Source organism: Achromobacter sp. EG18, assembly GCF_059759395.1.
The window spans coordinates 5828852-5852969 of the sequence record NZ_CM186213.1 but is presented as its reverse complement, the minus strand read 5'-3'; the positions used below and the strand labels follow the sequence as shown (position 1 = coordinate 5852969).

Genomic DNA, 24118 nt, shown 5'->3' with positions numbered 1-24118 from the left:
TCCGCCGGGTTCCCGGCATCCCATACACCAAAGGGAAGAGGAGTCATCCCATGAAGCTGCACACCATCACTGCTGCACTGGCCATGGCGGGCCTGGGATTCGCCGGGGCGACCGCCCAGGCACAAGGCATCTCCGACGATGTCATCCGCATCGGCTTCATCACCGACATGTCCGGCGTGTATTCCGACATCGATGGCAAGGCGGGCCTGGAAGCGGTCCGCATGGCGATCGAGGACTTCGGCGGCAACGTCAACGGCAAGAAGATCGAGGTGCTGTCGGCGGACCACCAGAACAAGGCCGACGTGGCCTCGGCCCGCGCGCGCGAATGGTTCGACCAGCAGAAGGTCGACGTCATCATCGCCGGCACCAACTCGGCCACCAGCCTGGCCATGGCGGCCGTGGCCGCCGAGAAGAAGAAACCCTTCATCGCCATCGGCGCGGGCGCTTCGGACCTGACCAATGCCCAATGTTCGCCGTACACCGTGCACTACGCCTATGACACGGTCGCGCTGGCGCGCGGCACCGGTTCGGCGGTGGTGAAGGATGGCGGCAAGAGCTGGTTCTTCCTGACCGCCGACTACGCCTTCGGCCACGCCCTCGAACGCGACACCATGGCCGTGGTCAAGGCCGCCGGCGGCGAGATCAAGGGCCAGGTGCGCGCTCCGCTGGGCGCCTCCGACTTCTCGTCGTTCCTGCTGCAGGCGCAGTCGTCCAAGGCGCAGATCCTGGGCATGGCCAATGCCGGTGGCGACACCATCAACACCATCAAGGCCGCCAACGAATTCGGCGTCACCAAGACCATGAAGATGGCCGGCCTGCTGGTGTTCATCAACGACGTGCACTCGCTGGGCCTGGAAGCCACCAAGGGCATGTACCTGACCGACGGCTGGTACTGGGATCAATCCGACGCCTCGCGCGCCTGGTCCAAGAAGTTCGAAGCCAAGGTCGGCCGCAAGCCGTCCATGCTGCAGGCGGGCGATTACTCGTCCGTCACGTTCTACCTGAACGGCGTGAAGGCCACCGGCACCGACGATGCCGACACCCTCATGAAGTGGATGAAGTCGAACAAGATCAACGACTTCTTCACCCAGGGTGGCTATGTGCGCGAAGACGGCCGCATGATCCACGACATGTACCTGATGCAGGTGAAGACGCCGGCCGAATCCAAGGGCCCGTGGGACTACTACAAGGTCGTGGCCACGCTGCCGGGTGACGAGGTCTACACCAAGCTGTCCGAGTCGACCTGCAAGCTGGTCAAGAAGTAATTCCCGTCGATGCGACCCATTGATGCGACCTGGCCCGCGCGGCCGGGTCGCATCCTGAATTTGCCCGCTTCCCTTCGTACGCGCAGGATTTTTACAAGATGACTGATATTTTCGGCATCCCCATACAGGCCTTGTTCGGCCAGTTGCTGCTGGGACTGGTCAACGGTTCGTTCTACGCCATGCTGTCGCTCGGCCTGGCGGTTATCTTCGGACTGCTGAACGTCATCAACTTCGCGCACGGCGCGCTCTACATGCTGGGCGCCTTCCTGGCCTGGATGGGGCTGTCGTACCTGGGGTTGAATTACTGGGTCATGCTGATCCTGGCGCCGCTGGTGGTCGGGTTGTTCGGCATCATCATCGAAAAGCTGTTGCTCAAACACCTGTACAAGCTCGACCACCTCTACGGGCTGCTGCTGACCTTCGGTTTGACGCTGCTGATCGAAGGCCTGTTCCGCAGCTTCTACGGCGTGTCGGGGCAGCCCTACCCCACGCCCGACGCCCTGCGCGGCGCCACCAACCTGGGCTTCATGGTGCTGCCCAACTACCGCGGCTGGGTGGTGGCGGCATCGGTGGTGGTGTGCCTGGCGACCTGGTTCGTGATCGAACGCACGCGGCTTGGCGCCCTGCTGCGCGCCGGCACCGAGAACCCGCGCCTGGTCGAGGCCTTCGGCGTCAACGTGCCGCGCATGATCACGCTGACCTACGGCTTCGGCGTGGCGCTGGCGGGCTTTGCCGGCGTGCTGGCGGCGCCGGTGCTGCAGATCTCCCCGCTGATGGGGTCCAACCTCATCATTGTGGTGTTCGCGGTGGTCGTGATCGGCGGCATGGGGTCCATCATGGGCGCCATCGTCACCGGCCTAGGCCTGGGCGTGATCGAAGGCCTGACCAAGGTGTTCTGGCCCGAGGCGTCCAGCACGGTCGTCTTCATCATCATGGCCATTGTCCTGTTGCTCCGCCCGGCCGGGCTGTTCGGAAAAGAGAAATGAATCGTCAATTCCTGGGCTATGCGGTCCTGGCCGTCGTGGTGGCCATACTTCCTTTCGTCGGGGTGTATCCGATCTTCGCCATGAAGATCATGTGCTATGCCCTGTTCGCCTGCGCCTTCAACCTGCTGCTGGGCTTTACCGGCCTGCTGTCGTTCGGCCACGCCGCCTTCCTGGGCAGCGCCGCCTACGCGGCCGGCCACGCGCTCAAGGTATGGGGCGTGCCGACCGAGATCGGCCTGCTGTTCGGCGTTGCCGTGGCCACGCTGCTGGGCCTGGCGATGGGCGCGCTGGCGATCCGCCGCAGCGGCATCTACTTCGCCATGATCACGCTGGCGCTGGCGCAGATGGTGTTCTTCTTCTTCCTGCAGGCCAAGTTCACCGGCGGCGAGGACGGCCTGCAGAGCGTGCCGCGCGGCACGCTGCTGGGCATCATCGACCTGTCCAAGGACCTGAACCTGTACTACCTGGTGATGGGCGTGTTCATCATCGGCTACTTCATCATCTGGCGCACGGTGCATTCGCCGTTCGGCCAGGTGCTGCAGGCGCTGCGCGAGAACGAGCCGCGCGCGATCTCGCTGGGCTACGACGTCGATCGCTTCAAGCTGCTGGCCTTCGTGCTGTCGGCCGCCATCGCCGGCCTGGCGGGCGCCACCAAGACGCTGGTGTTCGTGTCCGCGACCCTGTCGGATGCGACCTGGCAGATGTCGGGCCTGGTGATCCTGATGACGCTGATCGGCGGGCTCGGCACGCTGACCGGGCCTATCCTCGGCGCGTTCATCGTGGTGCTGCTGGAAAACAAGGTCGGCGACTTCGGCCAGATGATGGCCAGCCTGACCGGCGTGGACTGGTTCCTGCGCCTGGGCGAATCGGTGACCATCGTGATCGGCCTGATCTTCGTGATCTGCGTGCTGGCGTTCCGCCGCGGCATCGTCGGCGAGATCGGGGCGCTGATCGAGAAGCGGCGCGCCGCGCGCGCCTGATCCGCGCGGCCGCCGGCCGCATCGCCTGCCTGACCTTCGGGGCCGCTGCACGCGGCCCCGATTGCATGGCGCCTTTACAATGACCGGCACGCAATCAGAAAGGTGCTCCATCATGCGCATGAAGCCTTTGCTCGCCGGCGTCCTGGCCCTGTCCGCCGCCTTGCTCGCGCCCGCCGCCGCCCACGCCGCCAAGCCGGTCTGCGAAGTCGACCGCCCGGTCCGCTTCAGCGGCCTGAACTGGGAATCCAACCTGGTGCTGGCGGGCATCGAACGCTACGTGATGGAACACGGCTACGGCTGCAAGACCAGCGTCGAGATCGGCGAGACGCTGCCCATGCTGGCTGCCCTGCAGCGCGGCGACGTCGACGTCACGCCCGAGGTGTGGCCGGGGCAGATCGAGGTGGCCTGGAAAAAGGCGCTGGCCAGCGGTCGGGTGCAGGGCCTGGGGCATGTCTACGACGCCGGCGAAGGCTGGTACGTGCCGCGTTACACCGTGCAGCGCCATCCCGAGCTGAAATCGGCGGCGGACCTGGCGCGCTTCAAGGAAGTCTTCGCCGACCCCGAGGATCCCGGCCGCGGCCGCATCTACGGCTGCCCGGCCGGCTGGGCCTGCGGCACGCTCAACGACAACCTGTTGCGCGCCCTGGGCCTGGAGCGCGACTACAGCCTGTTCGCGCCCGGTTCCGGCGCCGCGCAGAAGGCCGCCATCCTGTCGGCCTACAAGCGCAAGCGCGACATCGTCTTCTACTACTGGACGCCCACCGCGCTGGTCGGCGCGCTCGACCTGGTCAAGCTGGAACTACCGGCCTTCGACCAGACCGCCTATACCTGCCTGACCGATACCAAGTGCGCCAAGCCGGTGGCCACCGAGTTCAAGCCCAACCCCGTGGTCACCGGTGTCAACAGCGCCTTCGCCAAGGAGGCGCCGCAGTTGGCCGCGTTCCTGGCCAAGCTGACCATTCCGAGCGACGCCATCGACGCCACGCTGGGCTGGCTGGAGAACGAAGGCAAGGAGCCCGAAGAGGCGGCGCGCTATTTCCTCAAGCGGTACGGCCCGGTCTGGCGGCAGTGGATGCCGGCCGATGCGGCCGAACGGGTGCAGGCGGCGCTCGACAAGGAGTGAGGCGGTCCGCGCCTCATGTATCCTGACGTTTCGGCGCCGAGATGCGCCAACCTGACACCGAAGGAAACCACCATGGACGCCTTGTTCTGGCACAACGGTCACTGGACCACCGAAAACCCCAAACTGCTCGGCCCCGCCGACCACGCCTTCTGGATGGCCAGCATGGTCTTCGACGGCGCGCGCGCGTTCCGCGGCCTGACGCCCGACCTGGACCTGCACTGCCAGCGCGTGGTGCGCTCGGCCGAAAAGATGCTGATGAAGCCGCAGATCAGCTGGCAGGAAATCCAGGCGCTGTGCCTGCAGGCGGTGGCCAAGTTCCCCGAAGGCAGCGAGCTCTACATCAAGCCGATGTTCTTCTGCGCCGACGGCTTCCTGCTGCCGGATGCCGACAAGACCCTGTTCGTGCTGCACGTGTTCAAGGTGCCGATGCCGGGCGACCAGGGCTTTGCCGCCTGCTTCTCCAGCTTCGCGCGTTCCTGGCCCAACATGGCGCCGACCGACGCCAAGGCCTCGTGCCTTTACCCCAATGGCCAGCGCGCCATCCGCGAGGCGATGGACAAGGGCTTCGACAACGCCATCATGCTGGACGGCGCCGGCAACGTCGCCGAGTTCGCTTCCAGCAACCTGTGGATCGCCAAGGACGGCGTGGTTTCGACCCCGGTGGACAACGGCACCTTCCTGAACGGCATCACGCGTCGCCGCGTGCTGGCGCTGCTCAAGGCCGACGGCGTGGAAGTCCAGGAACGCAGCCTGACGCGCGCCGATATCGAGGCCGCCGACGAAGTGTTCTCGTCCGGCAACTACGGCAAGGTGGTGCACGTGAACCGCGTCGAAGACCGCAAGCTGGAATACGGCCCGCTGGCGCGCCGCGCCCACAAGCTGTACATGGACTACGCCGAAAGCACCCGCAAGCGGTAGGCGCCCCGCGGCGCCACGGAACGCGCCGCCCCGTCCGGGACGGCGCCGCATGACAAGGACACCCCGCAAGGACACCCCCCGCATGCAATCCCGACGCGAATTCCTGCGCGGCGGCGCCGCGATCGCCGGCGCCGGCAGCGCCCTGGCGCTGCTGCCCGCCTCCATCCGCCGCGCGCTGGCGATTCCCGCCAACCGCAGCAAGGGCACGATCGAGGACGTCGAGCACATCGTCATCTTCATGCAGGAAAACCGTTCGTTCGACCATTACTTCGGCGGCCTCGCCGGGGTGCGCGGCTTCGGCGACCGCTTTCCCATCCCGGTGCCCGCCAGTCCCGACTTCGAACGCCGCACGGTCTGGGCGCAGTACAACGGCCGTCCCGATGCCGGCGCGCCCCGCAGCGTGCTGCCGTTCCGGCTCGACACCGGCGCGGCCTACGAGGCCATGCGCGTGGCCAGCACGCCGCACACCTGGTCCAACGCCCAGGACGCCTGGGACGCCGGCCGCATGGGCCAATGGCCGGCCGCCAAGAAGAACCATTCGATGGCGTACTACACCGAGGCCGACATGCCGTTCCAGTACGCCATGGCGCGCGCCTTCACCGTGTGCGACGCCTACCACTGCTCGTTCACCGGCGGCACCAATACGAATCGGCTGTTCCTCTGGAGCGGCACCAACGACGGCCTGGGGCGCGGCCACGGGCCGGCGCTGGGCAACACCTACAACAAGCTGGGCGGCGGCGATCCGGCCGGCGCCTACACCTGGACCACCTATCCCGAACGCCTGGAGCGCGCCGGCATCCGCTGGCGCATCTACCAGGACATGGCGGACAACTACTCGCTCAACCCGACCGCGGGCTTCAAGGCCTACCGCGACGCTTACCACGGCGTGCCGGGCTCGCTGGCCGCGCTCAAGGACAAGGCGTTGACCACCCGCGGCCTGGACCTGCTGCGCCAGGACGTGCTCGATGGCACCTTGCCGCAGGTGTCGTGGATCTGCGCCACCAAGGCCGGCTCCGAGCATCCCAGCCCCTCCAGCCCGGCGCAGGGCGCGGACTACACGGCAAAGGTGCTGGACGCGCTGACCGCCAATCCCGAGGTCTGGAGCAAGACCGTCCTCTTGCTGATGTTCGACGAGAACGACGGCTTCTTCGACCACATGCCGCCTCCCGCCCCGCCCTCGCGCGGCCCGGACGACCGGCTGGCGGGCGCGTCCACCGTGGACACCGCCGGCGAATACCACGAGATCGTCACCGGCGCCGAAAAGGACGATACGGCCGCCCACCTGCACGGCGTCTACGGCCTGGGGCCGCGCGTGCCGATGTACGTGCTGTCGCCCTGGACCAAGGGCGGCTGGGTCAACTCCGAAGTGTTCGACCACACCTCGGTGCTGCGCTTCGTCGAGCGCCGCTTCGGCGTCGCCGAACCCAACATCTCGCCGTGGCGCCGCGCGGTCTGCGGCGACCTGACGTCGATCTTCGATTTCGCCACGCCCGATGGCGCCAACCTGACGCGCGGCCTGCCGGCCACCGCCACGCGCGCGGCGCGGGCCGCCGCGCTGCCGGGCACCATCACCCCGCCCGCGCCCGAACGGCCGGCCCTGGCGCGGCAGGCGGCCGGCACGCGGCCGTCGCGGCCGCTGCCGTATGCCTTGTCGGCGCGGGACCGCGTGGCGGATGAACGCATCATGCTGCGTTTCGACAATACCGGCAGTGCCGGCGCCGTGCTGCACGTCTACGACCGCCAGCGGCTGGAAGACGGCCCGCGCCGCTACACGGTGGAAGCCGGCAAGCACCTGGAGGATGGCTGGCAGGTGACGGGCGACGACGGCCGCTACGATCTGTGGATACTGGGCCCGAACGGCTTTCACCGCCACCTTGCCGGCCGGCTGCGCGCCGATCCCGCGCCCCTGGCGGTCGAAGCCGCCTGCGATGCCGCCGGCCCGACGCTGCGGCTGAAGATCCACAACCCCGGCGGGCTGGCGCGCGGCTTCCAGGTCGAGGCCAACGCCTATGGCCATGCCGGCCACCACGAGCCGGCGCTGGCGCCCGGCCTGGGCGCCACCCTGGCCTGGGACCTGGCCGCCAGCGGCGGCTGGTACGACTTCAGCGTGCGCGCCGACGACGCGCCCGGCTTCATCCGCCGCTTCGCCGGACGCGTCGAGACCGGCGCGCCTTCCATCTCCGACCCCGCGATGGGCGAAGAATTGATCCTGCAATGGACGCCACCCGCATGAAACCGCCCGCCCCCTACCAGGACGCCGTGACCTTCCAATTCGGCGACTCGCCCGAACTGGCCGACGAACTGCTGGCGTTGGTGCTGTCGGGCGCCAAGACCGCCACCTGCGGCGCGCTGCGCGATTTCAACGAGAAGGAGCCGGTGCCCGAGCCGGGCCGGCGCGACGTGGTGCTGGACGGCCGCGGCCGTCCGGCCTGCGCCATCGAGACGATCAGCATCGTGATCCAGCGTTTCGACGAGGTGGACGAGGCCTTCGCCCTGGCCGAGGGCGAAGGGCCCTACGACGTCTGGCGATCCGGACACATCGATTACTTCGACCGCAATGGCGGCTACGCGCCGGACATGCTGCTGGTGTGCGAGCGCTTCCGCGTGGTCGAAGTGTTCAAGCGCGAGGCGGACTGAAGCGCCCGCCTCGCGGCGTGGATCAGGCTTCGGCCTGCTCCGCGCCCTTGCCCAGGCCGAGATAGCTCTCGATCACCTTGGGATCGCCAGCCAGCTCGCGCGCCGGACCGTGCAGGATGACTTCGCCGGTCTCGAGCACGTAGCCGTAGTCGGCCACCTGCAGCGCCGCGCGCGCATTCTGTTCCACCAGCAGGATCGCCACGCCGGTCTCGCGCAGGCGCGCGATGATGTGGAAGATCTCGCGCACGATGCGCGGCGCCAGGCCCAGGCTGGGTTCGTCCAGCATCAGCAGCGCCGGCTTGGCCATCAGCGCGCGGCCGACCGCCAGCATCTGGCGCTCGCCGCCCGAGAGCGTGCCGGCCTGCTGGGCGCGGCGTTCGCGCAGGCGCGGGAACAGGTCGAAGACTTCGTTGAGCGTGTCGCGCCAGCCGCTTTCGCGGGCGCGGTAGCGGCGGAAACCGCCCAGCAGCAGGTTGTCTTCGACCGACATGCTGCCGAACAGCTCGCGCCGCTCGGGCACCAGCGACATGCCGGCGGCGACGCGGCGCTCGACCGGCCAGCTCGACACATCGGTGCCCGCGTACTGCACGGAGCCGGCCGCGTGGCCAGTCTGCGGCAGCGATCCCATCATGGCGTTCAGCATGGTCGACTTGCCGGCGCCGTTGGCGCCGATCACCGTGACGATGCTGCCGGCCGGAACCGTCAGCGTGGCGCCGGCCAGCGCGCCGACCTTGCCATAGCGGGCCGACAGGTTGCTGACTTCGAGAACAGGCTTGGACGTCGTCATTGCACGCCTCCCGCGGACACCGGCTTGGCCTGGTCGGCTTCCGGCAGGTCGTCGTCGATGCCGCCCAGGTAGGCTTCCAGCACCGCCGGGTTCTGTTGCACCTCGGCCGGCACGCCTTCGGCCAGCTTGGTGCCGAAATCCATCACCACCAGGTGGTTGGTCAGGCGCATCACAAAATCCATGTCGTGTTCAACCAGCAGAATGCTCATGCCCTCGGCGCGCAGCTGTTCCAGCACGCGAGCCAGGTCCTGCTTTTCCTTGTAGCGCAGGCCGGCGGCCGGCTCGTCCAGCAACAGCAGCACCGGATCGCTGGCCAGGGCCCGCGCGATTTCCAGGATGCGTTGCTGGCCCAGCGCCAGGTTGCCCGCTTGTTCGTACAGGTATTCGCCCAGGCCGACGCGCTTGATCTGCTCGGCGGCCTCATGCAGCAGTTGCGCTTCGCGCGCGCGGTCGGTGTGCAGGGCGCCCGCCCACACGCCCACGTCGGAACGCAGGTGCGCGCCCAGCGCGACGTTTTCCAGCACCGTCATGCCCGGCAGCAGCTGCACGTGCTGGAAGGTGCGGCCCACGCCCAGCTTGGCGATCTCGCGCGCCGAACGGCTGTCGATGCGCTCGCCCATGAAGGTGACCTTGCCGCGCGTCACCGGCAGCACGCCGCTGATCAGGTTGAAGGTGGTGCTCTTGCCGGCGCCATTGGGGCCGATCAGGCCCATGATCTCGCCGGAGCGGACCTTGAAGCTGATGTCGTTGACGGCGACCAGGCCGCCGAATTCCTTGCGGATGGCATCCACTTCCAGCACCACCTGCCCGGCCTGCGGCCGCGCGCGCAGCGGCAGCGCCGGCGCCGGCTTGGGCGGCGCCAGGTTGCGGCGCGAGCCGTCGGCGCCGGTGAGGCTGCCCCACCAGCCCGCCAGGATCGGCCAGAGGCCGTTGCGGGCGTATTGCAGCATCAGGATCAGCAGCACGCCGAAGACGATCATCTCGAAGTTGGCGTTGGTGTCCAGCAGCTTGGGCAGCAGGTTCTGCAGCTGATCCTTGAGCACCAGGATGACGCTGGAACCGAGCAGCGCGCCCCAGACGTAGCCGGCGCCGCCGACCACGGCCATGAACAGGTACTCGATGCCGTAGTTGATGCCGAACGGGCTGGGGCTGACGGCGCGCTGCATGTGCGCGTAGAGCCAGCCCGAGACGCAGGCCAGCAGCGCCGCCCAGACGAAGATCACGACCTTGTAGGCGGCCGTGTTCACGCCCATCGACTCGGCCATGCCGGCGCCGCTCTTGAGCGCGCGGATGGCGCGGCCCGGACGCGAGTTCAGCAGGTTGCGGGTGGCCCACAGCGCCAGCAGCACGAACACCCAGATCAGGTAGTAGATGTGGCGGCCGCTGGCCAGCGACATGCCGAAGATGCTGATGGGCTCGATGCCGGCGATGCCGTCATGCTTGCCCAGCCAGTCGAGGTTGCCGAACAGGAAGTACAGCGACAGGCCCCAGGCGATGGTGCCCAGCGGCAGGTAGTGGCCCGACAGGCGCAGCGTGATCGCGCCCAGCAGGTACGCCACCACGGCGGTCAGGATCAGGCCAGCGGGCAGCGCCAGCCACGGCGACACATCGTATTGCGTGGTCAGGTAGGCGGTGGTGTACGCGCCCAGGCCGACGAACGCGGCCTGGCCGAACGAGGTCAGGCCGCCGACGCCGGTCAGCAGCACCAGCCCCAGCACCACCAGGCTGGCCAGCCCGATGTAGTTCAATTGCGTCACCCAGAACTCGGGCGTGACAGGCAAGAGCGGCAGCCCCGCCAGGACGACGATGAAGACGGCAAGCAGAATGCGGTTCATGGCGTTTACTCCTCTTCGTCCACGTGATGGGTGCTGAACGAACGCCAGACCAGAACCGGGATAATCAAGGTGAAGACGATCACTTCCTTGTAGGCGCTGGCCCAGAAGGACGAGAACGATTCCAGCACGCCCACCAGCAGCGAGCCGGCGGCCGCCACGGGGTAGCTGGCCAGGCCGCCGATGATGGCGCCAACGAAGCCCTTCAGGCCGATCAGGAAGCCCGTGTCGTAATAGACCGTGGTGATGGGCGCGATCAGCATGCCGGACATGGCGCCGATGGCGGTGGCCAGCGTGAAGGTCAGGCTGCCCGACATGGTGGTGCTGATGCCCACCAGGCGCGCCCCGCGGCGGTTGACGGCGGTGGCGCGCAGCGCGCGGCCGTACAGCGTCTTGCCGAAGAACAGCCACAGCGCGATGATCAGCAACGCGCAGGTCGCGACCACGAACAGGCTCTGCGCCGACCAGGTGGTGAAGCCCAGGTCGACCTGGCCGCTCACGAACGCGGGCGTGCGCCAGCCTTCGGCGCCGAAGAACACCAGGGCCAGACCGGTCAACGCGAAGTGCACCGCGACCGACACGATCAGCAGCACCAGCACGGTGGCCTCGGCCAGCGGCTGGTAGACGATGCGATAGACCATCGGGCCCATCGGGATCACCAGCAGCAGCGTCAACAGCATGTTGAGCCACAGCGAATTGCCGGCGGCGGTGTAGGTGGTCGTCAGCCACAGCAGCGCGAGCGGCACGACGAGACAGGTCAACACGGCCTTGGGCAGGCCTGCCGCGCTGCGGGTCCGCAGCGCGCGCAGCAGTTCAAGCGCCAGGCAAACGACGCCCAGCAGCGGAAGGAGATAGGCGGTGCCGGGCACCTTGCCGTCCACCAGCATCGCGAGCGTCAGGGCGCCGAACGCCACGAACTCGCCCTGGGGAATGAAAATGACGCGCGTAACGGCGAATACCAGCACCAGCGCCATGCCCAGCAGGGCATAGATGGCGCCGTTGACGATACCGTCTTGCAGCAGAATCAGCGCAATTGAGGAATCCATCTAACAACCTTATTGATTCTTGGTGTTCCGACCCCGCCCGGAACACTGATACGACACACCGGCCGGAGAGGCCGGTGCGAAGCATTGCTCGGGCACCCTTGCAGGCGCCCGTGGATCGGGCAATCCGGGGGAATTACAGGCCGGGCTGGTAGACCCACTTGCCGCCTTCGACCTTGACGATGACGCGCGAACGCTCATCGAAACCGGCGTGGTCGGTCGGCGACATGTTGAACACGCCTTGCGACGCGGCCAGGTCCTTGACGTTTTCCAGGGCGTCGCGCATGGCGGCGCGGAATTCCGGCGTGCCGGGCTTGGCGCCGGTCTTCAGGGCCGCGGGCAGCGCGGCAACGACCAGTTGGCCGGCATCCCACATGTGGCCGCCGAAGGTGTTGGTCGAACCGGCGCCGTTTGCCTTCTCGTAGGTCTCGACGTAGGCCAGCGCCGACTTCTTGACCGGGTTGCTGTCGGGCAGCTGGGCCGCGACCAGCAGCGGGCCGGCGGGCAGGTACATGCCGTCGCAGTCCTTGCCGCAGACGCGCAGCACGTCGTTGTTGGCGGCGCCGTGGGTCTGGTAGATGGTGCCGCCGTAGTTGCGGGCCTTCAGTTCCTTTTGCGGCAGCGCGGACGGGGTGCCGGCGCCGGCGATCAGGATGGCGTCGGGCTTGGCGCCGATCAGCTTGAGCACCTGGCCCGTCACGCTGGTGTCGGTGCGGCTGTATTTTTCGATGGAGACGATCTCGATGCCCTTGGCCTTGGCGGCCTTCTGCATCACGTCCAGCCAGCCGTCGCCATAGGCGTCGGCAAAGCCGATGAAGCCCAGCGTCTTGACCTTGGACTTGGACATGGCGTCGGCCAGCGCGCCGGCCATCAGGGCGTCGTTCTGCGGGGTCTTGAAGACCCAGCGGCGCTTGTCGTCCACGGGTTCGACGATCTTGGCGCTGGCGGCCACGCTGATCATCGGCACCTTGGCTTCGGCGGCCACGTCCACCATGGCCAGCGAGCCCGGCGTGACCGACGTGCCGATCAGCACGTCGACCTTGTCGTCGGACGCCAGCTTGCGCGAGTTCTTGACGGCTTGCGTCGTGTCGGTGGCATCGTCCAGGACGATCCATTCGATCTTCTGGCCGGCCACTTCCTTGGGCAGCAGCGCAACCGTATTGCGCTCGGGGATGCCGAGCGACGCGGCGGGACCGGTGCTGGACACCGTGACGCCCACCTTGACCTGGGCGCTGGCCAGCAGCGGCAGGGTCAGGGCAACGGCGGCGGCGGCCGCGGACAAGCCGAAGTGCTTGCGCATGTTTTGTCTCCTGTGGTGGCTCTGTTATGCCCCGGTCGAGGCGGAAGCGAGCCTAGTTAAAGTTATACAGAAAAAAATATTATAGGGTTAAAACAGTATCAAATGACTTCGCGCAACTACGGTAAATCCCTGATGTGCTACGGAAACCATGTTTCAGCAAACGCATTCGTTAATGGCGAACTTGTACTTGAAAGCCAAACGGGCGTCAGTTGGGGGATTCCCTGGGGCCATGATCGCTGCGTCGCGCTCACCGGCCACGCATCGGCCAGACCCGCTCGACCCGCGTCGCCACCCACGCCGCCAGCGCGGCCTTGATCAGGTCGCCGGGCACGAACACCACCACCGCCGTCGCCGCCTTGGCCAGCCCCATCTTGGTGACCGTGGCCAGCCACGGCACGCCGAAGGCATAGACCACCGCGATGCCGCCGACCACGCAGGCGATGGCGCAGCCGGCCAGTTGGCCGCCGAACCCCGCCGCCCGCCCCGCCAGGCGCCGCGCCAGCCAGCCGGTGACAAAAGCGCCGGCCACCAGTCCCACCAGGAAACCACCCGTCGGCCCGAAGAACGCGCCCAGCCCCCCGCGCCCGCCCGGCAGCACCGGCAGGCCGATGGCCGCCAGCGCCAGGTACAACAGGCAGGCCAGCGCGCCGCGGCCCGGCCCCAGCATGGCGCCGGCCAGCATGGCGCCCAGCGTCTGCAGCGTGATCGGCACCGGTATGCCCGGCAGCGGGATCGGCGGAATCAGGCTCAGCACCACGATCAGCGCGGCGAACAGCGCCACCAGCACAGTGTTGTTGGATTTCATGGCAATGCCCTTTCTATCTAGTGGGACAGGGAATCAGGGATGGAGTTGGAATGTCACAGGCTGCGCGCGTCGATGGCCTCGGCCACTTCCTGCGCCCGCTTCAGCGTGAGCACCACCAGCGGCACGATCAGCGCCACCGGGTTGGCGCCGAGTCCGCGCGCCGCCTGGGCTTCGCGGATCTCGTGGAAATTGCGCCAGATCTCGGGCACGAAGCGCAGGGCCAGCGCCAGCGCCAGCGACACCTTGCCCGCGTCCAGCAGGCCGATGCGCTGCAACGGCATCAACACCCGCTCGCACACGGCGATCAGGTCGGAACTGCGGGTCGACAGCGTCACAGCCAGCGCCAGCCCGACCATCGCGGCGATCCGCAAGAGTACCGCCAACGCCTCGCGCCAGCCCTGGAACCAGGCCGTGAAGACGCCGACGGCCAGCAGCACCCAGACCAGGCCGCGCACCTGGCGCCAGACGCCGGCTGGCGTGGCGCCAGCGCACCACAGCAGCAGGCCGGCGACCGCGCAGGCTCCCGCAAGGATGGCGGGATCGCGCAGCAGGAACAATCCGGCGCCGGCCGCGGCCAACGCCAGCAGCTTCAGGCCGGCGGGCAGCCGGTGCAGCGGCGAGTCGCCGGGAATATATAGGGGCTCGATCACGCGCAGCGGTCCCGGTACCAGCGCAGCGCGGCGGCCGGCGTGTCGTCGGCGGCGATGACGCCATCCTGGATCACCAGCACCCGCTCGAAATCTTCCAGCAGCGCCAGGTCGTGGCTGACCACGATGGCGTCCTGCGGCATGGCGGCGATGGCGTCGCGCACGCGGTTGCGGTTGCGCAGGTCCAGCTGGGTGGTGGGTTCGTCGAACACCACCAGCCCGGGCCGCATCACCAGCACCGCGGCCAGCGCCACCAGCTGGCGTTCGCCACCGGACAGGGTGTGGCTGGTGCGATCCGCCAGATGCGCCACGCCCAGGGCCGCCAGCTCCGCCTCGATGCGGGCCTCGCGTTGCGCCCGATCGGGTTCCAGTTGTTTCAGGCCGAACGCCAGGTCTTCGCGCACGATCGGGAAGACGATCTGGTTCTCGGGGTTCTGGAACACGAAGCCGACCTGGCGCCGCACCGCCTTCAATTCATGCCGGGTATCCAGGCCGCCGACCCGCACGCTGCCCGAGGATGGCAGCACCAGCCCGTTGACCAAACGCGCCAGGGTGCTCTTGCCGGCGCCGTTCGGACCGACGATGCCGATCCGGCGCCCGTCCAGCGCCGCGCTCACCCCGCGCAACACTTCCGCCTGGGGCGTCGATACAATCGCCTGGTCAAACTCGATTAACATGGGGCGGGATTATGCCCGAACCATTTCGGGCATCGGGACTCCAAGAGCTGATATGGACAAAGTACGCAAAACCGACGCCGAATGGCGGGCCCAGCTGTCCCCGGAAGAATACGTCGTCACCCGTGAAAAGGGTACCGAACGCGCATTCACCGGGCGTTACTGGAACACCTTCACCCCGGGCATCTACCGCTGCGTGGGCTGTGGCACCGCGCTGTTCGCGTCGGACACCAAGTTCGACGCCGGCTGTGGCTGGCCCAGCTATTTCCAGGCGCTCGACCCGGAACTGGTGCGCGAGGAACGCGACACCTCCCACGGCATGGTGCGCACCGAGGTCCTGTGCAACGTCTGTGACGCGCACCTGGGCCACGTCTTCCCCGACGGCCCCGAGCCCACCGGCCTGCGCTACTGCATCAACTCCCTGTCGATGACGTTCGAACCCATAGAAGAATGAAGAAGTTCCTGTTCGACCTCTTTCCGCTGTTCCTGTTCTTCCTGGCCTACCGGTTCACCGACATCTTCGTGGCGACCGGCGTGGCCATGGCGGCGGCGGTGCTGCAGATCGTCTGGCTCAAGGCCACCGGCCGCGCCACCGAAGCCATGCACTGGATCAACCTGACCGTGATCCTGGTGTTCGGCGGCGCCACCATCTGGCTGCACAGCGACGTCTTCATCAAATGGAAACCGACGGTGCTGTACTGGCTGTTCGGCGGCGCCCTGGTGTTCGCCCGCCTGCTGTTCGGTCGCAACCTGATCCGGCGCCTGATGGAAAAGCAGATCCAGCTGCCGGACGCCGCCTGGGACAAGCTCAACCTGATCTGGGCCGGCTTCTTCCTGTTCGCCGGCGCCATCAACCTCTACGTGGCGTTCTCGGGGCATTTCACCGAATCCCAGTGGGTCAGCTTCAAGGCCTTCGGCCTGATGGGCCTGATGATCGTCTTCGTCATCGGCCAGTCCATCTGGCTGGGCAAGCACATCCAGGCCGACGACGGCGCCAACACCCCGCCCAAGGCCTGACGCATCCCGACCGGGCCCGGCGCCCGCTTCCCTCCCAGGGCGCGCCCCGCGCGCCGGAACTTTTACGATCGACGCCATGTCAGAGACCACCGACCGCATCACCCTGATCCGGGAGCGCCTGGCCGTCCTGGAACCGGTTTCCCTGGACATCCAGGACGACTCCCATTTACATGCCGGTCACGAAGGCAGTAAAAACGGCGCCGGCCATTATCGCGTCCACATCGTGGCGTCTTGCTTTGCGGGGCTCTCCGCCGTGGCGCGACATAGGCTGGTGTATCATCATCTGCAAGATTTGATCCCCTATCCGATTCATGCGCTTGCGCTCGACGCCCAGGCTCCCAAATAGAAAGTAAAAGGATATTCATGAAACGCATCGTCATGCTGGCCGCCGCCTGCGTCATCGCCGTGCCCGCTTTCGCCCAGAACGTCGCCACCGTGAATGGCAAGGCCATTCCGCAGAAGAGCCTGGATCAATTCGTCAAGCTGCTGGTCAGCCAGGGCGCCACCGATTCGCCCCAGCTGCGCGAACAGGTCAAGCAGGAAATGATCAACCGCCAGGTCTTCGTGCAGGCCGCCGAAGCCGGCGGCATCGCCAAGCAGGCCGACGTCCAGACCGAAATCGAACTGGCCCGCCAAGGCATCCTGGTCCGCGCCCTGATGGCCGACTACCTCGCCAAGCACCCGGTGTCGGACGCCAAGGTCACGGCTGAATACGAGAAGATCAAGAAAGAACAGGCCGGCAAGATGGAATACAAGGTCCGTCACATCCTGGTCGAAGACGAAAAGACCGCCAACGACCTGCTGGCCCAGTTGAAGAGCAACAAGGGCAAGTTCGACGACCTGGCCAAGAAGAACTCGAAGGACCCCGGCAGCGCCGAAAAGGGTGGCGACCTGGGTTGGGCGCCCCCCACCAACTACGTCCAGCCGTTCGCGCAGGCCGTGACCCAGCTCAAGAAGGGCCAATTGGTCGACAAGCCGGTCCAGACCCAGTTCGGCTGGCACATCATCATGGTCGACGACACCCGTCCGGTTGAATTCCCGCCGCTGGACCAGGTCCGCACCCAACTGGAAGAAATGCTGCGCCAGCAAACCCTGGCCGACTACCAGAAGGAACTGCGCGAGAAGGCCAAGATCCAGTAAACCTGGCGTCTTTCCGCAGAAACTGCCCGCCTTGCGCGGGCAGTTTTTTTTGTCCGCGCAAGAACGTCTCGCGGGGGCGGCCGCAAAAGCCCGATGGAACGGCCCCGAGCGCGGCGAAAATGGAAACAGGCCGCGCGCCAAAGGCGGGCGGCCTGTTCGACAGGGCCAGGCGCCGGGCCGGCAACACGGCCCGGATTAATCAGGAGGAACCCAGCAATTCCTTGAGTCCGTCCTCGTCCAGCACCGTGACGCCCAGTTCCTGGGCCTTGGTGAGCTTGCTGCCGGCGTCTTCGCCGGCCACGAGATAGGCGGTCTTCTTGGACACCGAGCCGCTGACCTTGCCGCCCGCGGCCTGGATGCGCATGGAGGCTTCCTCGCGCGTCCAGTTGGGCAGCGTGCCGGTCAGCACGAAGGTCTTGCCCGCCAGCGTGGTGTCCTGCGGCACAGCCTCGGCCACCGCATGCACGCCCTGGGCCTTGAGCTGCTCGATCACGTCGCGATTGTGCTGTTCGGCGAAGAAGCGGCGGATCGAACCCGCCACCACCGGCCCCACGTCCGGCACGGAGGATAGCGCGTCCTCGTCTGCGTCCATGATGGCCTCGATGCTGCCAAAGTGCCGGGCCACGTCGCGCGCCGTGGTCTCGCCCACGTGGCGGATGCCCAGCGCGAACAGCAGGCGTCCCAACGCCGGCGCGCGCGCCTTGTCGATGGCCTCGACCAGGTTGTCGGCCGACTTCTGGCCCATGCGGTCCAGCCCGACCAGTTCGAGCGGGCGCAGGCTGAACAGGTCGGCCAGCGATTTGACGCGGCCGCTGTCCACCAATTGCTCCACCAGCTTCTCGCCCAGGCCCTCGATATCGAGCGCCTTGCGGCTGGCCGCGTGCCACAGCGTCTGTTTGCGCTGCGCGGCGCAGAACAGCCCGCCGGTGCAGCGGGCGATGGTTTCGTCTTCCAGGCGCTCGATCGCCGAGCCACAGACCGGGCAGGCCTTGGGCATGACGAACTCGCGCGCGTCGGCGGGACGCTTCTCGAGCACCGCGCCCACCACCTCCGGAATCACGTCGCCGGCGCGACGCACGATGACGGTGTCACCGATGCGCACGTCCTTGCGGCGGATCTCGTCTTCGTTGTGCAGCGTGGCGTTGGTGACGGTCACGCCGCCCACGAACACCGGCTTGAGCCGGGCGACCGGGGTGATGGCGCCGGTACGGCCGACCTGCACCTCGATGTCCAGCAGCGTGGTGGTGGCTTCTTCGGCCGGGAATTTGTGCGCCAGCGCAAAGCGCGGCGCGCGCGCCACGAAGCCCAGCAGTTTCTGCGCCGGCAGCGAATCCACCTTGTAGACAACGCCGTCGATGTCGTAGGGTAGTTCGGGCCGCAGGGCGCCGACCTTGGCGTAGAACGCCATCAGGCCCTCGGCGCCGGTGGCGCGGTGGTTGTGCTTCACATTGACCGGCAGGCCCAGCGACGCCAGCCAGTCGAGCATGGCGCCATGCGATTTCTCGGGCAGGGTCGAGGCATCCGCCGCGCCGGCCGACGCTTCGTCGAACAGGCCGCTCTGCGTGCCCGGCAGGCCCCGCACCTCGCCCCAGCCGTAGGCGAAAAAGCGCAGCGGCCGTTTGGCGGTGATGCGCGGGTCGAGCTGGCGCAGGCTGCCGGCGGCGGCGTTGCGCGGGTTGACGAAGACCTTCTCGTCGCGCTTGGCCTGGGCCGCGTTGAGTTTCTCGAAATCGGCGCGGTTCATCAGCACTTCGCCGCGCACCTCCAGCACCTTGGGCGCCGGGCCGCTCAGCTGCAGCGGGATCGCCTTGATCGTGCGGATATTGGAGGTGACGTCCTCGCCCGTCTGGCCGTCGCCACGGGTGGCGGCCTGCACCAGCCGGCCGTCCTCGTAGCGCAGGCTGATCGCCAGGCCATCGAGCTTGAGTTCACAGAAGTATTCGGCCTGCTGCGCCGGGCCCAGCAGGCCGGCGCCGCGCAGCGTATCGGTGACGCGGCGGTCGAACGCCACCACGTCTTCTTCGTCGAAGGCGTTGCCCAACGACAGCATCGGCACCGCGTGGCGCACGCTGCCGAAGGCCGAGACCGGCGCCGCGCCGACCCGCTGCGTGGGCGATTCGGGCGTGACCAGTTCGGGATGCGCGGCTTCCAGGTCCTGCAGCTCGCGCATCAAGCGGTCGTATTCGGCATCCGAGATCGACGGGTCGTCGTAGACGTAATAGCGGACGTTGTGCTGCTCGATCTCCGCGCGCAGGCGCGCCGCGGTTTCCGCCGCGGGGGTCCCTCCGGCCTTGCTCATTATGCAAACACCCGCTGGGCGCGCTCGCTGCCGGCCGGCAGGCCGGCCTGCTCGAGCTGGCCGAACAACACTTGCAGGCGTTCGTCGATGACGCTTTCCGAACCGTCGGCCAGCGGCTTGCCCTGGTCGTCGACCAGGTCGGCGCGCAGGCGGGCGGCCAGTTCACGGCCCACGTCCACCATGCGGCCGAAGGCGCGGCTGTCGGCGGGGCTGCAGGGCACGTCCAGCAGCAGGTACAGGCGTTCGATGCCCCCCATGCCGGCGTCGAAGGCGGCGCCATCGGCGCGCGCCAGCGTGAAACGGGCCACGCCGTTCTCGGCAGGCCAGGCCAGGCGGTTGCCATCGGCGACGAAGCCGGCGTCGCGGGCCACGTTGAGCACCTCGGCGGCCGGCTGGGCGGTGCCCAGCAACAGGGTCAGGCCGACCTGGGTATCCAGCGCGGCGCAAGTGTCGTCCAGGCGCGCGGCCTGCTCCAGCACGGCCTGCTGGTCGGGGCCCTCGATGGTGGCATCGAAGCGTTCGGCCATGTCCTGGGCGCGGGCCCAGGCCTGCGACCATTCGATGGCGGTCAGCGGGCCGCTGCGGTTGGCCAGCAGCACCGCCAGTTGCATCGAGGCATACGACTCGCCGGCATGGACACGGGCGCGATGGCGGCGCTGGTCGGTTTCGGCGAACACGCGCATGGGCTTGCGACCCACCTGGCGCAGGCTCTGCATGTAGGGCAGCAGGTCGGCGCCGCGCACCGGCTCGGCGAAGTTGATCTCGATGACCACTTCGCAGGCGGGATCGGGTTCCTCGGCATCGTCGGCATCGCTGCCCGGATCGACCGGCCTGGGCTGCTCCGGGTGCGCCTTGGGCGCGTCGCCCATGCCGGGCTCGCGACGCACGGCCGCGGCGCCGGTGGCGGCGTTGGCGCCCGCCCCCAGCAGCGGATCCTGCTCGGAGGTGGGGAAATGGCTTTGCATCTTGCGGCGCACGCGCCGGTCCTGCCACCAGTTGAAGCCCAGCACCAGCAGTATCAGCAAGACGCCCAGGGCAATCAGCCCGATCTGCAAATCACTCATGTGTAAATCCCGCGCCAGGAAGCCGGCGCCATTCTGAATATTGGGTTTATGCCGCTTCGGAGGCCATCATCTGGACGGCCGAATCTATGTCTACCGCAACGATACGCGAAACCCCCTGCTCTTGCATGGTGACGCCGATCAGTTGCTTGGCCATCTGCATCGCGATCTTGTTGTGCGAGATGAACAGAAACTGGGTCTGCTCGCTCATGTTGGCGACCAGGTTGGCGTAGCGCTCGGTGTTGGCGTCGTCCAGCGGCGCGTCCACCTCGTCCAGCAGGCAGAACGGCGCAGGGTTCAGCTTGAACAGCGCGAACACCAGCGCGGTGGCGGTCAACGCCTTTTCGCCGCCCGACAGCAGGTGGATGGTGCTGTTGCGCTTGCCCGGCGGCTGCGCCATCACCTGAACGCCGGCATCGAGAATTTCCTCGCCGGTCATGGTCAGCTTGGCTTCGCCGCCCCCGAACAGCTTGGGGAACAGTTCGCCGAAGTGGCCGTTGACGACGTTGAAGGTCTCTTGCAGCAGGTCGCGGGTTTCGCGGTCGATCTTGCGGATCGCGTCTTCCAGGGTCTCGATGGCGGTCATCAGGTCCTGGTGCTGGTCGTCCAGGAAGCCCTTGCGCTCGCGCGACGTGTTCAGCTCGTCCAGCGCGGCCAGGTTGACCGAGCCAAGCGACTCGATCTGGCGCGAAATGCGGGTGACTTCCGATTGCAGCCAGCTGGCGCGGCGCCATTCGTCCGGCTGGTTGGCCAGGTCCTGGGCCAGGGCCTCGCGGTCGACCTCGCGGGCGTTGAGCTGCTCGGTGAATTGTTCCTCGGCCAGGCGCGCGGCCTGTTCCTGCAGCTGCAATTCGGTGATGCGGGCGCGGCGCGGCTCGAGCGTGCGTTCCTGTTGCAGCCGGTCTTCGTCGGCGCCACGCAGCAGCGCCGCCAGGTTTTCCATTTCCTGGCGGGCGCGCGACAGCGCCTCTTCGCGCTCGGCGCGCACTTCCAGGGCGTCCTGCAGGCCGGCCTGGGAGGCCGAGGCGTCCAGGTCGACCAGGTCAGCCAGCAATTGTTCGAGTTCGACGCTGCCGCGCTGGCTCTGGTCGGCCGCCAGCTGCTGGTTGCGTTGCAGGTCGGTGATGCGGACCTGGATGCCGCGCTCGGCGAACTCGGCTTCCTGGGCGGCGCGCTCGAGTTCGCGCAGGCGGGCGCGGGCGGCCTCGGCCTGGGCGGCCAGGGTTTCGCCATCCATTTCGGCGTCGGCGAAACGGGACTGGTGTTCGGCCAGCTCCTCGTCGAGCGCCTCGAAGCGGGCCTCGGCCTCTTCGCGGGTGGCGCGCAGGTCTTCTTCGTGGGCCGCGATCTCTTCGAGATCCTGGCGCAAGCGCGCGGCGTGCTGGCCGGACTGCTCGGCCTGCTGCTGCAGGCGCGAGTGTTCCAGCTGGATGTCGTGCACCCGGCGGGTCACTTCGGCGACCCGCTGGCGCGCCGGCGCGATCGCATGGCTCACCTGTTGCCAGGCCACTTCGGCGCGGGCGACAGCGGCGCGGGCCTGGTCGGCGATCAGTTGTTGCGCCTTGATCTCGCGTTGCAGGTTTTCGATCTCCTGCTGGCGCGCCAGCAGGCCGGCCTGTTCGGAATCCGGGGCGTAGAAGCGCACGCTGTGCGCATCCACCAGGTGGCCGGCCTTGACCACGCAGGCGGCGCCGGCCGGCAGCGTGGCGCGGGTCGCCAGGGCCTGGGCCAGGTCGGTGGCGGTATAGATGCCGGCCAGCCAGTCATTGAGCAGCGTGCGCAGATCGGGATCGGTGATGCGCAGCAGGCTGGCCAGCGGCGTCAGGCCCGCGGGCGCCGCCGGGGCGGGCGCCGCGGGGGGCAATTGGTAGAAGGCCAGGCGGGCGGGCGGCGCGTCGTCGGAAAAGGCGCGGGCCCAGTCCAGGCTGCGCACTTCAAGGGAGGCCATGCGTTCACGCAGGGCGGCTTCCAGGGCGGTTTCCCAGCCCGGTTCGATGTGCAGCTTCTGCCACAGGCGCGACAGGCCGGCCAGCTCGTGCTTGGCCAGCCAGGGTTCCAGAGCGCCCTGCTTCTGCACGTCTTCCTGCAGCTTCACCAGGGCCGACAGGCGGGCTTCCAGGCGGGCCAGGTTCTGCGCATCGGTCTGGGCGGCGGCCTGGGCGCGGCTGCGCTCGGCGTCGGCGTCCGGCACCTTGCCTTCCAGGGTGGCCAGTTCCGCCTGGGCCTCCTCGAGCTGTTCCTCGCCGGCGACGCGATCGCCGGCCAGTTGCTCCAGGCGCACCGGGTCGGGGCTGTGCAATTCGCGCAGTTCCTGCTGCAGACGCTCGCGGCGCTGCTCCAGGGCCTGCATCTGGCGGTCGGCATCGCGCTGGGTCTGCGCCACCAGGGCCAGGTTCTGTTCCACGCGGGCCAGGGCGGCGCGCATCTCGTCGCGGCCGGAGGCGGCTTCGCGCACGCGCTGCTCGACCGACGGCAGCGCGGCCTGGGCGTCCTCGGCGGCGGCGCGCGCCTCTTCGGTGCGGGCGGCGCCGGCGGCCAGGTCTTCTTCGGCCTGGGCGATCTGCTCGGCGCAGTGCTCGCGCTGGCTGTTCCATTCGGCGATCTGCTGCTGCAGCTGGTCGCGCCGCGCCTGCAGGCGGTTGCGGGAATCCACCACGTGGCGGATCTCGGCCTCGAGGCGGCTGACCTGGGCGTTGGCCTCGTACAGCGCGCCCTGGGCAGTGTGGACCGCGTCGCTGGCGGCGTAATGGGCCTGGCGCCGGGATTCGAGCGCGGCCTCGCCGGCGCGCAGGCCGGCGATGGCGGCTTCCAGCTCGTTCTGGGCCTGGGCCATTTCCTGGGCTTTCTTGGCGCGCTCTTCGCGCGCGCCGGTTTCCTTCAGGAACCACAGCGCATGCTGTTTCTTTTCGCCGTCGGCCTGCAGTTCGCGGTAGCGCGTGGCGACCTCGGCCTGGGCTTCCAGCTTTTCCAGCTGGCTGTTCAGTTCGCGCAGGATGTCTTCGACGCGGGTCAGGTTCTCGCGCGTGTCGGACAGGCGGTTTTCGGTCTCGCGGCGGCGCTCCTTGTAGCGCGACACGCCGGCGGCTTCTTCCAGGAACACCCGCAGTTCCTCGGGGCGCGCCTCGATCAGGCGGTTGATCATGCCCTGGCCGATGATGGCGTAGCCGCGCGCGCCCAGGCCGGTGCCCAGGAAGATGTCGTGGATGTCGCGGCGGCGGACCTGCTGGTTGTTGACGAAGTAGCTGCTGGTGCCGTCGCGCGTCAGCACGCGGCGCACGGCGATTTCGGCGTAGGTGCTCCATTGCCCGGCGGCGCGGCCTTCGCTGTTGTCGAACACCATTTCGACCGAGGCCCGGGCCGCCGGCTTGCGGTTGCCCGAGCCGTTGAAGATGACGTCCTGCATGGACTCGCCGCGCAGTTCCGAGGCCTTGGCCTCGCCCAGCACCCAGCGCACCGCATCGATGATGTTCGATTTGCCGCAGCCATTGGGGCCCACCACGCCCACCAGCTGGCTGGGCACGGGAATCACGGTGGGATCGACGAAGGACTTGAAGCCGGCGAGTTTGAGCTGAGTAAGACGCACAGTACGATGACGACGGGGTGG

The 24118-nt window shown here is 67.8% G+C and carries 21 protein-coding genes; 11 read left to right on the top strand and 10 right to left on the bottom strand.

Going from position 1 to position 24118, the window contains the following annotated elements:
* The first annotated feature begins 50 nt into the window (after positions 1-50).
* The 7 genes from AC6CR5_RS26975 (at position 51) to AC6CR5_RS26945 (ending at position 7909) form a co-directional block, all read left to right on the top strand.
* A complete protein-coding gene (locus AC6CR5_RS26975) occupies positions 51-1265 on the top strand; it encodes an ABC transporter substrate-binding protein (RefSeq protein ID WP_006389257.1) in 1215 nt (404 codons plus the stop codon).
* A 98-nt stretch (positions 1266-1363) separates the two neighbouring features.
* On the top strand, positions 1364-2251 hold the full coding sequence (locus AC6CR5_RS26970; RefSeq protein WP_006389256.1) for a branched-chain amino acid ABC transporter permease: 888 nt from the start codon (positions 1364-1366) through the stop codon (positions 2249-2251).
* The gene (locus tag AC6CR5_RS26965) at positions 2248-3231 is read left to right on the top strand and encodes a branched-chain amino acid ABC transporter permease (RefSeq protein ID WP_498085079.1); all 984 of its coding nucleotides are present in this window, start codon (positions 2248-2250) and stop codon (positions 3229-3231) included. The genes AC6CR5_RS26970 and AC6CR5_RS26965 overlap by 4 nt, the downstream gene beginning before the upstream one ends.
* A 112-nt stretch (positions 3232-3343) precedes the next feature.
* Positions 3344-4354: an ABC transporter substrate-binding protein gene (locus AC6CR5_RS26960; RefSeq protein ID WP_395501223.1), complete on the top strand. Its 1011-nt coding sequence runs from the start codon at positions 3344-3346 to the stop codon at positions 4352-4354.
* A 72-nt stretch (positions 4355-4426) separates the two neighbouring features.
* Positions 4427-5272, top strand: a complete 846-nt coding sequence (locus AC6CR5_RS26955) for a branched-chain amino acid aminotransferase (RefSeq protein ID WP_395501222.1) — start codon at positions 4427-4429, stop codon at positions 5270-5272.
* An 82-nt stretch (positions 5273-5354) separates the two neighbouring features.
* Positions 5355-7505, top strand: coding sequence for a phosphocholine-specific phospholipase C (locus tag AC6CR5_RS26950; RefSeq protein ID WP_498085078.1), 2151 nt, complete (start codon positions 5355-5357; stop codon positions 7503-7505).
* Positions 7502-7909, top strand: a complete 408-nt coding sequence (locus AC6CR5_RS26945) for an ASCH domain-containing protein (RefSeq protein WP_054496880.1) — start codon at positions 7502-7504, stop codon at positions 7907-7909. The genes AC6CR5_RS26950 and AC6CR5_RS26945 overlap by 4 nt, the downstream gene beginning before the upstream one ends.
* 22 nt (positions 7910-7931) lie before the next feature.
* Here AC6CR5_RS26945 and AC6CR5_RS26940 read toward each other — a convergent pair whose 3' ends face one another.
* From AC6CR5_RS26940 to AC6CR5_RS26910, 7 genes are all read right to left on the bottom strand, one after another.
* The gene (locus tag AC6CR5_RS26940) at positions 7932-8696 is read right to left on the bottom strand and encodes an ABC transporter ATP-binding protein (protein WP_006389249.1); all 765 of its coding nucleotides are present in this window, start codon (positions 8694-8696) and stop codon (positions 7932-7934) included.
* Entirely contained in the window at positions 8693-10531 is a 1839-nt protein-coding gene (locus AC6CR5_RS26935; RefSeq protein ID WP_006389248.1) for a branched-chain amino acid ABC transporter ATP-binding protein/permease, read from the bottom strand. The genes AC6CR5_RS26940 and AC6CR5_RS26935 overlap by 4 nt, the downstream gene beginning before the upstream one ends.
* A gap of 5 nt (positions 10532-10536) precedes the next feature.
* Positions 10537-11574 (bottom strand): branched-chain amino acid ABC transporter permease, encoded by a 1038-nt coding sequence (locus AC6CR5_RS26930; protein WP_026382592.1) that lies wholly within the window; start codon positions 11572-11574, stop codon positions 10537-10539.
* A 133-nt stretch (positions 11575-11707) separates the two neighbouring features.
* A complete protein-coding gene (locus AC6CR5_RS26925) occupies positions 11708-12871 on the bottom strand; it encodes an ABC transporter substrate-binding protein (protein WP_006389246.1) in 1164 nt (387 codons plus the stop codon).
* A 247-nt stretch (positions 12872-13118) separates the two neighbouring features.
* Positions 13119-13676 (bottom strand): biotin transporter BioY, encoded by a 558-nt coding sequence (locus AC6CR5_RS26920; protein WP_020924723.1) that lies wholly within the window; start codon positions 13674-13676, stop codon positions 13119-13121.
* A 53-nt stretch (positions 13677-13729) separates the two neighbouring features.
* Complete coding sequence (locus AC6CR5_RS26915; RefSeq protein ID WP_437263034.1) at positions 13730-14326, bottom strand: energy-coupling factor transporter transmembrane component T family protein; 597 nt, start codon at positions 14324-14326, stop codon at positions 13730-13732.
* A complete protein-coding gene (locus AC6CR5_RS26910; RefSeq protein WP_024068089.1) occupies positions 14323-15000 on the bottom strand; it encodes an energy-coupling factor ABC transporter ATP-binding protein in 678 nt (225 codons plus the stop codon). Before AC6CR5_RS26910 ends, AC6CR5_RS26915 begins: the two co-directional genes overlap by 4 nt.
* A 52-nt stretch (positions 15001-15052) precedes the next feature.
* Here AC6CR5_RS26910 and msrB point away from each other — a divergent pair, with 52 nt between their 5' ends.
* From msrB to AC6CR5_RS26890, 4 genes are all read left to right on the top strand, one after another.
* Complete coding sequence (msrB, locus tag AC6CR5_RS26905; RefSeq protein WP_006389242.1) at positions 15053-15451, top strand: peptide-methionine (R)-S-oxide reductase MsrB; 399 nt, start codon at positions 15053-15055, stop codon at positions 15449-15451.
* Positions 15448-16014: a septation protein A gene (locus AC6CR5_RS26900; RefSeq protein WP_020924726.1), complete on the top strand. Its 567-nt coding sequence runs from the start codon at positions 15448-15450 to the stop codon at positions 16012-16014. Before msrB ends, AC6CR5_RS26900 begins: the two co-directional genes overlap by 4 nt.
* 76 nt (positions 16015-16090) lie before the next feature.
* Entirely contained in the window at positions 16091-16360 is a 270-nt protein-coding gene (locus AC6CR5_RS26895) for a BolA family protein (RefSeq protein WP_006389240.1), read from the top strand.
* Positions 16361-16377: 17 nt separating this feature from the next.
* Positions 16378-17154, top strand: coding sequence for a peptidylprolyl isomerase (locus AC6CR5_RS26890; RefSeq protein ID WP_006389239.1), 777 nt, complete (start codon positions 16378-16380; stop codon positions 17152-17154).
* 199 nt (positions 17155-17353) lie between these two features.
* Here the strand turns inward: AC6CR5_RS26890 and ligA are convergent, their stop codons facing one another.
* Genes ligA through smc form a run of 3 tightly spaced genes read right to left on the bottom strand, consistent with a single transcriptional unit; the run spans position 17354 to position 24097 of the window.
* Positions 17354-19453, bottom strand: coding sequence for an NAD-dependent DNA ligase LigA (gene ligA, locus AC6CR5_RS26885; RefSeq protein ID WP_053514646.1), 2100 nt, complete (start codon positions 19451-19453; stop codon positions 17354-17356).
* The gene (locus tag AC6CR5_RS26880; RefSeq protein ID WP_026382595.1) at positions 19453-20517 is read right to left on the bottom strand and encodes a cell division protein ZipA C-terminal FtsZ-binding domain-containing protein; all 1065 of its coding nucleotides are present in this window, start codon (positions 20515-20517) and stop codon (positions 19453-19455) included. Before AC6CR5_RS26880 ends, ligA begins: the two co-directional genes overlap by 1 nt.
* 46 nt (positions 20518-20563) lie before the next feature.
* Entirely contained in the window at positions 20564-24097 is a 3534-nt protein-coding gene (gene smc, locus AC6CR5_RS26875) for a chromosome segregation protein SMC (RefSeq protein WP_498085077.1), read from the bottom strand.
* Positions 24098-24118: the final 21 nt, after the last annotated feature.